This is a genomic window from Rhodococcus sp. S3, from assembly GCF_058211795.1.
The window spans coordinates 2,656,637-2,670,027 of the sequence record NZ_CM177074.1 but is presented as its reverse complement, the minus strand read 5'-3'; the positions used below and the strand labels follow the sequence as shown (position 1 = coordinate 2,670,027).

Here is a 13,391-nt window from a genome sequence, read left to right as displayed (position 1 = left end):
CTTCGAGGTGACTGTGAAAATCATTGTCACGCAACCTGTTGGGGCGCTGTCGCCGGCTCGCGGCGGAGCGTAACGTCGACCGCACGGTGTCGCACTCCGGCGGGTTGTCGGGTGGGCGTCGAAGGATCGATGATGGTCGCGGTGGAGCTGACCCCGGCGCAACGCACCGAGGCGATGCGCCGCTACCGGATGCTCGAACCGCACCTGACCGGCGGTGTCCCCTTAACGCGGGTGGCCCGCGAGGCCGGCATCGGAGAACGCACCGCCCGCCGCTGGCTCGCGCACTACCGCGCCCACGGCCTGTCCGGACTCGCCCGCACACCCCGCCGGACCGGCCGCACCACCCGCCCGGAGCTGGTCCAGTTGATCGAGGGTCTGGCCTTGACCTGCCCACCGCCGAGCATCGCCGCGATCCACCGGCGGGTGTCCACCGTCGCCGACCACCAGAAGTGGCCCGTCCCGTCCTACAGCACCGTCTACGCCATCGTCCGCGGCCTCGACCCCGAGCTGCTCACCCTCGCCCACGACGGCACCGCGGGGTGGCGGGACCGCTACGAGCTGGTCTACCGGCGCACCGCCGATGCCCCGAACCGGATGTGGCAGATCGACCACACCCTGCTCGATGTGCTGGTCCTCGACCCGGCCGGCACCCCGGTGCGGCCATGGTTGACGGTGGTTCTCGACGATCACTCCCGCGCCGTGCCCGGCTACAGCATCACTCTCGGCGCGCCATCCACCTTGGGCACCTCCCTGGCGCTGCGACAGGCGATCTGGACCAAAGTCGATCCGAGTTGGCCGATGTGCGGGATCCCCGAAATCCTCTACGCCGATCATGGCAGCGACTTCATCAGCGACCACCTGCGCCAGGTCGCCGCCGACCTGAAGATCACCCTCATCCACTCGACCGTCGCCCGACCCCAGGGCCGCGGCAAGATCGAACGCTTCTTCGGCACCCTCACCTGTGAACTGCTGCCCGAACTACCGGGCCACCTCGACCACGGCCGGCCGGTCACCGAGCCGGCCTTGTCGGTGACCGACCTCGACCACCGGATGCGCGACTTCATCATCGAGCAGTACCACCAGCGACCCCACCGCGAGACCGGCGAAAGCCCACACCGGCGCTGGCTCGCCGACGGCTGGCTGCCGCAGCTGCCCGAGAACATCGAGGCGCTGGATCTGCTGCTCGTCCAGGTCGCCACCGGGCGGATCGTGCACCGCGACGGCATCCACTTCCAGGGTCTGCGCTATCTCGACCCGGTCCTGGCCGCGTACGTGCGTGAACCGGTCACCATCCGCTACGACCCCCGCGACATCACCGCCATCCGGGTCTTCCACCACGACCGCTATCTATGCACCGCGATCAGCCCCGAACACAGCGGCCGGACGATCTCCCTCAAAGACATCGACACCGCCCGCCGCGCCCACCGCCGCCGACTGCGCAGCCAGATCCACGAACGCATCCAGCTCGTCACCGACTACCTCCCGACCCCCGCCGCACCACCAGCCGCAGAACCCGCCCCGCACCGCCGCCGCTCCACGCTGCGCACCTACCGCGAGGACTGAACGATGAGCCCCCCCGACAGCGGCCGGTTCATCGTCACCAAAGAACACCGCCGCTTCACCGAATTCGCCGACGCGGTCCGCCGCGACCGCACCATCGGACTGTGCTTCGGCCCCGCCGGGGTCGGCAAAACCCTCTCCACCCGCCGCTACGCACACTGGGACACCGTCGAACCTCTCCTCGACGACTGGGGACCCCGCGACAACGACGCCGAACAACCCATCAACGCCGCCCTCGCCCGAGCCCGCACCATCGTCTACACCCCCTACGTCGGGGTCACCACCCGCCGGCTCCGCGAGGACCTGCACCAACTGATCACCCGCGCCGAGATCTGCATCGACACCCACCTGAACCCACCGCCGCGGCCGCTGACTCATCCCCGGCCCCGCAGCCGACGAGGAAGCCGAATCGAGTTGTGCATCGTCGACGAAGCCGAACGACTGAGCACCAGCGCCCTCGAGCACCTACGCGATCACTACGACCGCGGCGAGCACGGACTGATCCTCATCGGCATGCCCGGCATCGAAAAACGCTTCGTGCGCTACCCGCAGCTCTACAGCCGCGTCGGGTTCGCTCACCATTACCGGCCGCTGTCCCACGAGGAACTGATCTTCGTGCTCACCCATCATTGGCGCAGTCTCGCCGAGGGTCTGGACCCCGCCGACTTCACCGACCACCAGGCAATTGCCGCTGTCGCCCGGCTGACCGGCGGCAACTTCCGGCTCATTCAGCGCCTGTTCCGTCAGGTCGATCGCATCCTCAAGATCAACGATCTGACCGTCATCACCGCCGATGTCATCGACACCGCCGCCGAAACCCTCGTCATCGGCACCACCTGAATCACCTCTGTACCTGCCATATTTCACGGAAGATCCCCGGTCATACAGGCACGAAGGTCACATCGCTCGGTTCCGCCGTGGATGTTTCATATACGTTCGTTTTCGGAACAAGATCAAGTCTGCGGACCGATCCTCAAACAGCACACCCCGAAGGGGCCCGGCACTCGATCGCGTCCTGGGGAAGACGCCCGTCCGACCGTCCTGTTTAACCGTCCTGCATGTCGGTCTCGAATAGCTGACTCAAACAGCACTTTCGTCGCCTCATGGACGGAATCCTGATCGGCTATTCCCGATGCAGCACCACGGGCCAAGATCTGCAACCGCACCACGGAGCCCGCAAAGGCCGGAGTCCGCGACGACCGGCTCTATACGGACAAGGGCGCTCTATACGGACAAGGGCTACGCGGGAGACAATCGACATCGGCCCGGTCTGCGCGAAGCGCTCGCCGTCTGCCGCAGTCGTCAGCGCGGCAGACGCCGCCAGATCACGCGCGGCAACAGCCGCATCCCGAAGAACACCGGCCGCAGCACCGCCGGCACCCACACCTCCCCGCGCCCGCGGTGCAGCGCCCGCACCGTCGCGTCGGCGACCTGCGGTGGGGTGCTCGACAACGGCGCCGGGCTCATGCCCTCCGTCATCCGGCCGATCACGAAACCGGGGCGCACCAGCAGCAGCGACACGCCGCTGCCGTGCAGGGCATCCGCCAGACCGGACGCGAAACCGTCGAGGCCGGCCTTCGCGGAGCCGTAGACGTAGTTGGCGCGGCGCACCCGCCACCCGGCCACGGAGGAGAACACCACCAGCCGCCCCGAGCCCTGCGCGCGCAACCGCTGCGCCAGGTCGGTGAGCAACGCGACCTGCGCGAGGTAGTCGGTGTGCACGATCGACACCGCATGCGCCGCATCGGTTTCCGCGCGGGCCTGGTCGCCGAGGATGCCGAAGGCCAGCACCGCCACATCGATCGGCCCGAAGGCAGCGATGCGGTCGAGCACCGCGGTGTGGGTGTCGAGGGCGTCGGCGTCGAACTCGACCGGGTGCACCGCCGTCGCGCCCGCTGCCCGCACGGCGGCGCACTCGTCGGCCAGGTCGTCGGCGCGACGCGCGGCCAGGATCACGGTGCGGCCCGACGCGAGGCGGGTGGCGGTCTCGACGCCGATCTCGCTGCGTCCCCCGAAGATGACGACGGTTCCCTGCGCGGTGTGGTTCATGCGGCCAGTGTCCCGGGTCGAGCTCCGGGATGCAGTGGCGGGGTTCTACTGTCTGCGGGATGGACAGTGACCGCACCCCGAGCATCGACGTCTTCCTCGCCGATCTGAAGTCCCGCCGCGACCTCGCGACCGGGCACGCCGCCGAGGAGGGTTTCCCGGAGTTGGCCACCGTCCTGCTCACCGTCGCCGAACTCGACCGGCTGCTGGGCATCGTCGAGGACTACGACACCGAGATCCTCACCTACGAGGTTCTCACCGGCGCGCAGACGAAGTTCGCCCGCAAGATCCGCGCCCGCAACGAGGCGCTGCGGCAGGCCGCCGCCGACCATCCCGGTCCGCTCGCCGACAAGCTGCTCGCCCTGCTCGACGAACGCTGACCCGGCGGGACGGGATCAGCCCGGCAGCACCGTCAATCCGTGCGGGCGCAGGTTCATCGACTCGCAGCCGTCCTCGGTGACGACGACGATGTCCTCGATCCGCGCACCCCACTCACCGCGGAAGTAGATGCCCGGTTCGATGCTGAACGCCATACCGGGCTGCAGCGTGTCGTCGTTGCCGGAGACGATGTACGGCTCCTCGTGCACCGACAGGCCGATGCCGTGCCCGGTGCGGTGCACGAACGCCTCCCCGTAACCGGCGGCGGCGAGCAGGTTGCGGGCGGCGGCATCGACGTCCTCGGCGCGCACCCCGGGACGCACCGCGTCGACCGCGGTCTGCTGCGCCTTCTCGAGCACCGCGATCTTCGTCGCGATCTCCGGGTCCGGTTCGCCGATGCTGTAGGTGCGGGTCGAATCCGAGTAGTAGCCCGGTTCAACGGGACCACCGATGTCGATGACGACGATGTCGCCGGACTCGATGACCCGGTCGGACACCTCGTGGTGCGGGTCGGCGCCGTGCGGGCCGGAACCGACGATGACGAACGCCGCCGCGGTGTGCCCCTCTTCGAGGATCGCGGCGGTGATGTCCGCGGCCACCTCGGCTTCGGTGCGTCCCGCGCGCAACCATTCACCCATGCGGGCATGCACCCGGTCGATGGCGGCACCGGCGCGGCGCAACGCCTCGACCTCGTCGGCGTCCTTGACCATCCGCAGCTGCCGGATCACCGACGTCGCCAGCGCCGGGACGCTGCCGAACCGGGCGGTCAGCGGCACCAGGTGCAGCGCCGGCATCGCCTCGGCCACCGCGAACGCCCCCACCGTCGCGACGAGTTCGCGCACGAGCGCGTAGGGATCCTGACCGTCCACCCAGTCCCGCACCGGCAGACCGAGTTCACCGATGGCGGAGTCGTTCAGCGACGCCAACTCCAGCCGCGGCACCACCACGGTGGCGCCGGAGCCGTCGGTGGGGATCACCAGGCAGGTCAGGCGCTCGAACGACTCGGCGCGCGAACCGGTGAGATACCGCAGATCCGGTCCGGGGGTGATGAGCAGCGCGTCGAAGCCGGCGGCGGCACCGAGTTCGGCGGCCCGGGCCAGGCGGGCCGCGTAACGGTCTGCGGGGAATCGGGTGGCGGCAGTGGTCATGTCTTCGAGCCTAGTGGCCGCGACCGGATGGCAGGATGTGGTCCGTGACCGCACCGGAGAACCCCACGCCCGCACCGGACCCCACGCTGATGCTGCTCGACGGCGCGAGCCTGTGGTTCCGCGCCTTCCACGCCATCCCGGAGAAGGTCACCGCCCCCGACGGCAGCCCGGTCAACGCGGTACGCGGATTCGTGGACATGGTGGCCTCGCTGATCCGCACCCACCGCCCCACCCGGCTGGTGGTGTGCCTGGATCTGGACTGGCGCCCGGCCTTCCGGGTCGCGGCGATCCCCAGTTACAAGGCGCACCGGGTCGCCGCCGGGTCCGACGGCACCGTCGAGGAGGTCCCGCCCGCGCTGCTGCCGCAGGTGCCGGTGATCCTCGAGGTGCTCGCCGCCGCCGGCATCGCCACCGGCGGCGCGGCCGGTTTCGAAGCCGACGACGTGCTCGGCACCCTCGCCACCCGCGAGACCACGGACCGGGTGATCGTGGTCAGCGGCGACCGCGACCTGCTGCAGGTCGTCACCGACAGCCCGGTGCCGGTGCGGGTGCTCTACGCCGGGCGCGGCCTGGCCAAGGCCGAGTTGTTCGATCCGGCGCTGGTCGCCGAACGCTACGGGGTGCCCGCCGAGCGGGCCGGCGCCGCCTACGCCGAACTCGCGGCGCTGCGCGGCGACCCGTCGGACGGACTCCCGGGCGTCAAGGGTGTCGGGGAGAAGACCGCGGCGTCGTTGCTGCAGCAGTACGGCTCCCTCGACGCGGTGCGCGCGGCCGCGCTCGACGAGTCGACGTCGATGGCGAAGGGCATGCGGGTCAAACTCGCCGCCGCGGCGGACTATCTGGATGCGGCGCTGCCGGTGGTGCGGGTCGCCACCGACGCGGACGTGGACCTGTCCCGCTCGGACGTGTTGCCGGCGGCACCGGCCGATCCGGAGCAGCTCACCGCGCTGGCGCAGCGGTGGGGTCTGGAACGGCCGGTGTCCGCGCTGGTCGCGGCCCTGGCCGACCGCTGACCGGTCCCGGTCAGTTGGGGCGGCCGACCTCGTAGGTGCCGTTGTCGTCGGTGACGGTGACGGTCACCTCCCGGAACTGGCCGTCGACGGTGACCTCGCAGGTGAAGCTGTGCCCGGCCTCGACCTTCTGGTCGCTCGGGCACTGCACGTCGCCGACCTGCCCGGCCCCGTAGGACTCGGTGAGCACCTTCGCAATGCCGGCCTGGGTGGATTCGGTGTCGAGGACCTTCCCGCCGAACATCGTCGCGGCGATGATCCCGACGAGGGCGAGCACCGCGACGAGCCCGACGCCGCCGAGGATCCACGGCAGCTTCGACTTTCCCGTCTGCGGGCCGTTCTGCTGCGGTGTACCGGGCTGCTGCCAGGTGTTCGCGGGCGCACCCCAGGGCTGCGCCCCGGCGGGCTGCTGCCCACCCCACCCCGGGACGGGCTGCGTCGGCTGCTGACCGGGCGCGCCCCACGGCTGGGCTCCCGGCTGCTGACCCCAGCCCGGTGCCTGCCCTGGTGCCTGTTGACCGGGTGCCGGCTGCCCCCAGCCGGTCGCGGGCGGCTGCGGGGCCGGACCCCAACCCTGCTGCGGCGCACCGGTCGGCGCACCCCACTGATTCTGGTGCCCGGCACCGGGCTGCCCGGGAGTCTGCTGCCCGGCGGGCGGCGCCCACCCGGGCTGCGGGACGTTCCCACCCGCACCGGTGTCGGATTGCCACGGCGACTGCCCGGCGGGTGACTGCCCCCAGCCGGTGCCGCTGCCCTGCCCCCACTGCTGTTGGCCGGCGGGCGGCGCCCACGGTGATCCGGGCTGCTCACCGCCCCCGGAGGTCGGGTTCGGTGCCCATGGATCCGTCGATTCCGGCGGCCTCTGCCCCGGCGAGTCCTGCGGTTCGTTCGGCCCGGTCATCGTCGTCTCCACTCACCCTTCCCGTTGTGTGCCCATACGGTAGCGTCCACCCGCCGCGCGGGCATCCACGCCTACCGGGCGCCCCGCACACCCCGCGGGAGCCGGGTCATTCGGCGGTGGGATCGACGGCGACGACCCCGCGGCGCACCGCCCCGACCGCCTTGCCGGCGGTGCGGGCGAGCTCCGGATCGTCCGCGCAGGTGCGGATCTGGTCGAGCAGATCGATCAGCTGCCGGCACCACCGCACGAAATCTCCGGGTGAGAGTTCCTTGCCGGCTGCCTCCGCGGCGACGAGCGCCTCGGTCAGCGACGCGGTGGACGCCCAGGTGTAGGCGGCGGTGACGAAACCGAGATCCGGTTCGCGGGTCGGGGGCAGCCGGTGCCGGATCTCGTCGGCCCGCAACCCGTCGCAGATCCGGGTGGTCTCGGCCAGCGCGTGCCGGATCGGGCCGGTCGGTCCGACGACGGTCACCGGCTCGTCGGTGCGCGACTCGTAGATCACCGCCGAGGCGACCGCCGCGAGTTCGGCGGCGGACAGTCCCGCCCAGGCACGGCGACGCACGCATTCGGCGACCAGCAGATCCGATTCGGTGTAGATGCGGGCGAGCCGCTCCCCCGCCTCGGTGGTCGCCGGATCGTCACCCCCGGTGAGATAGCCGCGTTCGGTCAGCAGCGCGACGATCCGCTCGAAGGTGCGCGCCAGCGAATCCGTCGCCGCGGCGGCCTTGCGGCGCTGCTGCTGGGTCTCGCGCAGCAACCGGTGGTAGCGCTCCCCGACCCGCGCCAGCGAATCGAGATCGGGATGCTTGCGGGCCGGATGATGCTTGAGCTCGCGGCGCAACGCGTCGATCTCGCGGGTGTCACCCTTGGACCTGCTGCGCTTGGGACGGCGCGGCGGCACGAGGCCCTTCGACCGCAACGCCGACGCGATGTCGCGGCGCCCGCGGCCGGTGCGGTGATCGACGTGCCGCGGCAGCCGCAGCGTGCCCAGCACCGTCGCCGGGGTCGGAAAGTCCCCGGCGGAGAGGCGACCGGACCAGGCGTCGGCGGTGACGACCTGCGGCCGCGGATCACCGGCATCGGTGTCCGGCAGCACCACCACGGCCAGGCCGGTGTGTTTGCCGGCGGGCACGGCGATGATGTCGCCGCGCCGCAGGGTCACCAGCGACGCCACCGCCGCGGCCCGGCGATCCTGCTTGCCGCGCCGCTCGTGGGCGCGTTCGGCGTCGGTCAGCTCCGCGCGCAACCGCAGATAGTCGAGGATCTCGCTGCCCTCACCGCCGAGCTGGTCGCGCAGTTGCGCGAGGGTGGTCTCGTTGCGGTCGATGCCGCGTTTGAGACCGACCACCGACTTGTCGGCCTGGAACTGGGCGAAGGACATCTCCAGCAGCGCCCGCGACCGCTCGACCCCGACGGCGTCGATGAGGTTGACCGCCATGTTGTAGGACGGGCGGAAGGAGCTGCGCAGCGGGAAGGTGCGGGTGGAGGCGAGCCCGGCGACCGAGGCCGGTTCGATGCCCGGCTGCCACAGCACGACCGCGTGGCCCTCGACGTCGATGCCGCGCCGCCCGGCCCGGCCGGTCAGCTGCGTGTACTCGCCGGGGGTCAGCTCGGCGTGGGTGTCGCCGTTGAACTTGACGAGCTTTTCGAGCACCACGGTGCGGGCCGGCATGTTGATGCCCAGCGCGAGGGTCTCGGTGGCGAACACCGCCCGCACCAGCCCGCGGACGAAGAGTTCTTCGACGGTGTGCCGGAAGGCCGGCAGCATGCCCGCGTGGTGGGCGGCGATGCCGCGTTCGAGGGCGGTGCGCCACGATGCGTAGCCGAGGACCTCGAGGTCGCCGCGCGGCAGATCCCGGGTGTGTTCGTCGACGATCCGGCGGATCTCGGCGGCTTCGGTGTCGTCGGTCAGGTGCAGACCCGAGCGCAGGCACTGCTGCACGGCGGCGTCGCAGCCGGCGCGGCTGAACACGAAGGTGATGGCCGGCAGCAGACCGTCGCGGTCGAGGCGGACGATGACCTCCGGGCGCGGCGGCGGCCGGAAACGGGGTCCGCGTTCACCCCAGCGGTCCATCCCGGACAGGCTCTGCCGTTGCCGCACCGCCGACGCCAGTTCCGGGTTGACGACGATGTCGCGGCCCCGGCGGGTCGGGGCGGTGTCGGTGTCGGCGCGGCGGTCGAACAGGTCGTAGATGCGGGAGCCGAGCATCATGTGCTGGTGCAGCGGGATGGGCCGCACCTCGTCGACGACGACGGTGGTGTCGCCGCGCACCGTGGTCATCCAGTCACCGAACTCCTCGGCGTTCGACACCGTCGCCGACAGCGACGCCAGCCGCACGTCCTCGGGCAGGTGCAGGATGACCTCTTCCCACACCGCGCCGCGGAAGCGGTCGGCGAGGAAGTGCACCTCGTCCATCACCACGTGGGTGAGGCCGATCAGGGCGGTGGACGACGCGTAGATCATGTTGCGCAGCACCTCGGTGGTCATCACCACCACCGGCGCATCGGAGTTGATGGACTGGTCGCCGGTGAGCAGACCCACCGCGTCGCGGCCGTGCCGGGCACACAGGTCGGCGTATTTCTGGTTGCTCAGCGCCTTGATCGGGGTGGTGTAGAAGCATTTGGAACCGCCTTGCAGTGCCAGATACACCGCGAACTCACCGACGACGGTCTTGCCGGCGCCGGTGGGGGCGCACACCAGCACCGAATGCCCGTTCTCGAGGGCGCGGCACGCCTCGATCTGGAACGGGTCGAGCGGGAACCCGAGGCCGGTGCCGAACTCCGCGAGCTGCGGGGTGGGGACGAGCGGCGCGGTGCCGGTCCCGTCGTCACCGGCAGGGCCGGGAGTGGGGTCGCCGGTCACAGGGTGTCGGAGTAGTCGGTGCGGGCCGGATCGGTGGGCGCTGCCGGCTCCACCGGGCTCGGGGCGGGGATCGTCGAACCCTCGTCGTCGTCGAGATCGGCCCAGCCCTCGGCGCGGGCCTTGCGGGCGCGGCGCCGGTCGGTCAGCCGGGCGATCTGGATGGCGAACTCCACGAGCAGCGTCAGCGCCAACGCCAGGGCGAGCATGGAGAACGGATCCTGGCCGGGGGTGGCGATGGCGGCGAAGACGAACACCGCCATGATCAGCCCGCGCCGCCACGCCTTGAGCTTGGCGTAGGGCAGCACCCCGACGCCGTTGAGCGCGACGATCACCAGCGGGATCTCGAAGGACACCCCGAAGATCACCAGCAGGTTGATGAGGAAGCCGAAGTATTCGGCGCCCGACAGGGCGGTGACCTGCACGTCGTTGCCGACAGTGAGCAGGAACGACAACGCGTGGGAGATCACCAGATAGGCCAGCACCGCGCCGGTGACGAACAGCGCCGCCCCGCAGGTGACGAAGCCGATCGCGTAGCGGCGTTCCTTGCGGTACAGGCCGGGGGTGACGAACGCCCACAGCTGGTACAGCCAGATCGGGCACGCCATGACGATGCCCGCAGTGGCGGCGACCTTCAGGCGCAACATGAACTGCTCGAACGGACCGGTGGCGAGCAGACGGCACGCCCCGTCGTTGCTCAGGTCGGCGCGGGCCGAGGCGGGTAGGTCGCAGTAGGGGCCGCGCAGGATCTCCCCGAGGCTCTCGAGGCCGAACAGGCTGCGGCTGTACCAGACGAATCCGAGGATGGTGGTGAGCACGATCGCAGCGAGAGCGATCAGCAGACGCGTGCGCAATTCGTAGAGGTGCTCGACCAGCGACATGGTGCCGTCGGGATTGGTCTTGCGCCGGCTTCGGCGCGGATCGAACGGGATGCGCACGGTGCGGTTCTCAGCTCCTGTCGAGACCACCGGCGTGCGGGCGTGCCGGGGTCAGCGGAACGCCGGGACACCCGTGGTGGGCGCCCCGGCAGGATGAACGTCGGTCAGGCAGACCGCGGTTCGGTGTGCGTGTTCGGCGCGGTGGGATCGGCTGTCGGCTGCGCGGCCGGCAACGGATTCGGCGCCGGCTGTTGCGGCGTGGACGCCCGGGCGTCGTCGTTCTGCATCTCCTTGACCTCGCTCTTGAAGATCCGGAGCGAACGACCGAGACCGCGCGCGGCGTCGGGCAGCTTCTTCGAACCGAAGAGAATCACGACCACCAGCGCCACGATGGCCCAGTGCCAGGGGCTCATTGCACCCATTTACAACAACCTCCACTGATCGGCTCCGATCGATGCTACCGGACCTCGAGCACACCCTGAGGCCCCGCGCAGGTGTATCCACCCACAATTTGCAGAGGATTCACACAGATGTTTCACAACGCGACCGTCACGGTGTCGGACCCGCACCGCGGGTCGCGTCCTCCCGGCCGAGTTCGGCGTAGGCGGCCAGCGCCGCCTCGGCCCGCGCCCGCACCGCGGCCCGCAACTCCGGTGGGTCGAGCACCTGCACCCCGGCGCCGAGACCGACGAGCAGCCGCGCCATCCACCCCGGCGACGCGTACCGCATCGACGCCTCGCAACTGCCGTCGGGCAGTACCTGCACGTCGGTGAGCGGGTAGTAGTCGAGCAGCCACGTGTAGAACGGGGCGATGCGCAACCGTGCGGCGGGCAGCGAGGGGTCGCCCTCGAACAGTTCGAGGTGCTCGTCGTCGGTGATCGCCCGATGCGGGGGCCGCGCCGGCTCGTCGAGCACGGTGGCGGCGTCGATGCGGTCGAAGCGGAACAGCCGCACCCCCTCGGCGCTGCGGCACCATGCCTGCAGATAGGCGTGCTCGTCGATGATGACGATGCGGATCGGGTCGACGTCGCGTTCGGAGACGGTGTCGCGGGAGGCCGAATAGTAGGTCAGGTGCACGGCGCGACCGTCGCGCACCGCGTCCCGCACCTGTCCGGCGGCATCCGAGTCCGCGGTCGCCTCCGGATCCGGTTCGGCAGTCGCCGCGGTCGCGGTGTCAGTGGTGGTGTCGGCGGGCAGCGCGGCGGTCCCGGCGGCCGCCTCGATCTTCGCGATCGCCGACTGCGCCGCGGACGGGTCGACGACACCGGGCATCTCCTGCAGCGATCGCAGCGCCACGAGCAGTGCGGTGGCCTCGGTGGAGGTCAACCGCAGGGGGCGTTCGATGCCGGCGGTGAAGGTCACCACGATGCTGTCCTCGGAGAACGACAGATCGATCAGGTCGCCGGGCCCGTAGCCGGGCAGCCCGCACACCCACAGCTGGTTCAGATCGTCCATCACCTGCTTGGGGGTGACCCCGAGATCGCGGGCGGCCTCGGCCGCGCTGATCCCCGGGTGCGCCAGGAAGTAGGGCACGAGATTGAGCAGTCGTCCCAGTCGCGCCGACAGTCGTGTGCTCATCGCTCCTCCTCCCCCGCATCCGTGGTTGCCTGTTCGAGGATGCGGTGCACCTCGGCCCGCAACTCCGGTGGGTCGAGCACCAACGCGTCCGCGCCCTGCCCGGCGACGATCCGGGCGATCCATTCCCACGAGCGCACCGGCACCTCGAGTTCCACCCCGTCGCGGTCGCCGATCCGCCGGGCCGCGCCGGCCTGTCCGAGCCGGCGCAGCTCCCAGGCGCGCCCGTCGGCCACCCACAGCCGCGCCGATCCGCTGACCTCCGCCGGGGAGGTCGCGGCGAGCACGCGCCCCCGCAGATCCACCCCCTCCGGGATCTGCACCGCCCCCTCGGGGCCGATCGCGGTGATCTCGTCGCCGATGCGCGAGAGCCGGAAGGTGCGCACCGCGTCGCGGTCGCGGTCGTGGCCGACGAGATACCAGCGGCCGTGCACGGTGACCACACCCCACGGTTCGACGGTGCGCGTCGACCACGGCTCGGTGGGGGAACTGCGGTGGGTGAACCGCACCGCGCGGCGCGCGTCGATCGCGGCGAGCAACGCCGTCAACGCCGGTTCGGAACCGCGGGCGCGCGGCGGCAGCGGCGCCACCACTTCCCCACCGTCGGAGTCGACACGGATCCCGGCGGCACGCAGCTTGAGCACCGCGCCCTGCGCGGCGGCGGTCAGCTCCGGCGATTCCCACAGCGCCGCGGCGACGGCCACGGCGGCGGTCTCCTCGCGGGTGAGGTCGATCTCGGGCAGTTCGTAGGCGTCGCGGTTGATGCGGTAGCCCTCCACCGTCGACGACCGCGACGGCCGGCCCGTCTCGAGGGGCACCCCGAGATCGCGCAGTTCGTTCTTGTCCCGCTCGAACATGCGGCTGAACGCCTCGTCGCTCGCGCATTCGGAGTAGCCGGCCACCGAGGCACGGATCTTCTCCGCGGTCACGAACTGTCGGGTGGACAGCAGCGCGATGACCAGGTTCACCAGCCGTTCGACTTTCGAGATCGCCACGCGCCAACCCTAGTGCCCGCACGCCGCCGGCACCGCATCA

General features: G+C 70.9%; 12 protein-coding genes. 4 read left to right on the top strand and 8 right to left on the bottom strand.

The annotated features are described in order from the left end of the window. The first annotated feature begins 111 nt into the window (after nucleotides 1-111). Together AC0LPE_RS12525 and AC0LPE_RS12520 are read left to right on the top strand one after the other, a co-directional pair. The gene (locus tag AC0LPE_RS12525) at nucleotides 112-1,563 is read left to right on the top strand and encodes a transposase (protein WP_490604589.1); all 1,452 of its coding nucleotides are present in this window, start codon (nucleotides 112-114) and stop codon (nucleotides 1,561-1,563) included. A gap of 3 nt (nucleotides 1,564-1,566) precedes the next feature. Next, on the top strand, nucleotides 1,567-2,400 hold the full coding sequence (locus tag AC0LPE_RS12520; RefSeq protein ID WP_490604588.1) for an AAA family ATPase: 834 nt from the start codon (nucleotides 1,567-1,569) through the stop codon (nucleotides 2,398-2,400). A gap of 462 nt (nucleotides 2,401-2,862) precedes the next feature. Here AC0LPE_RS12520 and dprE2 read toward each other — a convergent pair whose 3' ends face one another. Further along, on the bottom strand, nucleotides 2,863-3,609 hold the full coding sequence (dprE2, locus tag AC0LPE_RS12515) for a decaprenylphospho-beta-D-erythro-pentofuranosid-2-ulose 2-reductase (RefSeq protein ID WP_085470576.1): 747 nt from the start codon (nucleotides 3,607-3,609) through the stop codon (nucleotides 2,863-2,865). A gap of 59 nt (nucleotides 3,610-3,668) precedes the next feature. On the opposite strand from dprE2, the gene AC0LPE_RS12510 reads away from it, so the two are divergent. Beyond that, nucleotides 3,669-3,986, top strand: a complete 318-nt coding sequence (locus tag AC0LPE_RS12510) for a hypothetical protein (protein WP_024101048.1) — start codon at nucleotides 3,669-3,671, stop codon at nucleotides 3,984-3,986. Nucleotides 3,987-4,001: 15 nt separating this feature from the next. Here the strand turns inward: AC0LPE_RS12510 and AC0LPE_RS12505 are convergent, their stop codons facing one another. After that, complete coding sequence (locus AC0LPE_RS12505; protein WP_229582028.1) at nucleotides 4,002-5,132, bottom strand: M24 family metallopeptidase; 1,131 nt, start codon at nucleotides 5,130-5,132, stop codon at nucleotides 4,002-4,004. Nucleotides 5,133-5,167: 35 nt separating this feature from the next. On the opposite strand from AC0LPE_RS12505, the gene AC0LPE_RS12500 reads away from it, so the two are divergent. Further along, on the top strand, nucleotides 5,168-6,145 hold the full coding sequence (locus tag AC0LPE_RS12500; RefSeq protein WP_490604587.1) for a 5'-3' exonuclease: 978 nt from the start codon (nucleotides 5,168-5,170) through the stop codon (nucleotides 6,143-6,145). A 10-nt stretch (nucleotides 6,146-6,155) separates the two neighbouring features. On the opposite strand, the gene AC0LPE_RS12495 is transcribed toward AC0LPE_RS12500, so the two are convergent. The 6 genes from AC0LPE_RS12495 to AC0LPE_RS12470 form a co-directional block, all read right to left on the bottom strand. Then, complete coding sequence (locus tag AC0LPE_RS12495; RefSeq protein WP_490604586.1) at nucleotides 6,156-7,043, bottom strand: DUF4333 domain-containing protein; 888 nt, start codon at nucleotides 7,041-7,043, stop codon at nucleotides 6,156-6,158. Nucleotides 7,044-7,149: 106 nt separating this feature from the next. Continuing rightward, the gene (locus AC0LPE_RS12490; protein ID WP_490604585.1) at nucleotides 7,150-9,906 is read right to left on the bottom strand and encodes a DEAD/DEAH box helicase; all 2,757 of its coding nucleotides are present in this window, start codon (nucleotides 9,904-9,906) and stop codon (nucleotides 7,150-7,152) included. Next, the gene (gene tatC, locus AC0LPE_RS12485; RefSeq protein ID WP_490604584.1) at nucleotides 9,903-10,841 is read right to left on the bottom strand and encodes a twin-arginine translocase subunit TatC; all 939 of its coding nucleotides are present in this window, start codon (nucleotides 10,839-10,841) and stop codon (nucleotides 9,903-9,905) included. The genes AC0LPE_RS12490 and tatC overlap by 4 nt, the downstream gene beginning before the upstream one ends. 104 nt (nucleotides 10,842-10,945) lie before the next feature. After that, a complete protein-coding gene (gene tatA / locus AC0LPE_RS12480) occupies nucleotides 10,946-11,203 on the bottom strand; it encodes a Sec-independent protein translocase subunit TatA (protein WP_490604583.1) in 258 nt (85 codons plus the stop codon). A gap of 127 nt (nucleotides 11,204-11,330) precedes the next feature. Continuing rightward, nucleotides 11,331-12,359 carry a helix-turn-helix transcriptional regulator gene (locus AC0LPE_RS12475; protein WP_490604582.1) on the bottom strand — a complete coding sequence of 343 codons (1,029 nt, stop codon included), beginning with the start codon at nucleotides 12,357-12,359 and terminating at the stop codon, nucleotides 11,331-11,333. Beyond that, complete coding sequence (locus AC0LPE_RS12470) at nucleotides 12,356-13,351, bottom strand: helix-turn-helix transcriptional regulator (RefSeq protein ID WP_016695543.1); 996 nt, start codon at nucleotides 13,349-13,351, stop codon at nucleotides 12,356-12,358. The genes AC0LPE_RS12475 and AC0LPE_RS12470 overlap by 4 nt, the downstream gene beginning before the upstream one ends. Between the last annotated feature and the right edge of the window lie 40 nt (nucleotides 13,352-13,391).

Excerpts from the sequence above, each read along its gene's own strand:
- dprE2 (WP_085470576.1), bottom strand. The coding sequence starts at position 3,609 with ATGAACCACACCGCGCAGGGAACCGTCGTCATCTTCGGGGGACGCAGC.
- AC0LPE_RS12495 (WP_490604586.1), bottom strand. The coding sequence starts at position 7,043 with ATGACCGGGCCGAACGAACCGCAGGACTCGCCGGGGCAGAGGCCGCCG.
- AC0LPE_RS12500 (WP_490604587.1), top strand. The coding sequence starts at position 5,168 with ATGTGGTCCGTGACCGCACCGGAGAACCCCACGCCCGCACCGGACCCC.
- AC0LPE_RS12505 (WP_229582028.1), bottom strand. The coding sequence starts at position 5,132 with ATGACCACTGCCGCCACCCGATTCCCCGCAGACCGTTACGCGGCCCGC.
- AC0LPE_RS12510 (WP_024101048.1), top strand. The coding sequence starts at position 3,669 with ATGGACAGTGACCGCACCCCGAGCATCGACGTCTTCCTCGCCGATCTG.
- AC0LPE_RS12520 (WP_490604588.1), top strand. The coding sequence starts at position 1,567 with ATGAGCCCCCCCGACAGCGGCCGGTTCATCGTCACCAAAGAACACCGC.
- tatA (WP_490604583.1), bottom strand. The coding sequence starts at position 11,203 with ATGGGTGCAATGAGCCCCTGGCACTGGGCCATCGTGGCGCTGGTGGTC.
- AC0LPE_RS12475 (WP_490604582.1), bottom strand. The coding sequence starts at position 12,359 with ATGAGCACACGACTGTCGGCGCGACTGGGACGACTGCTCAATCTCGTG.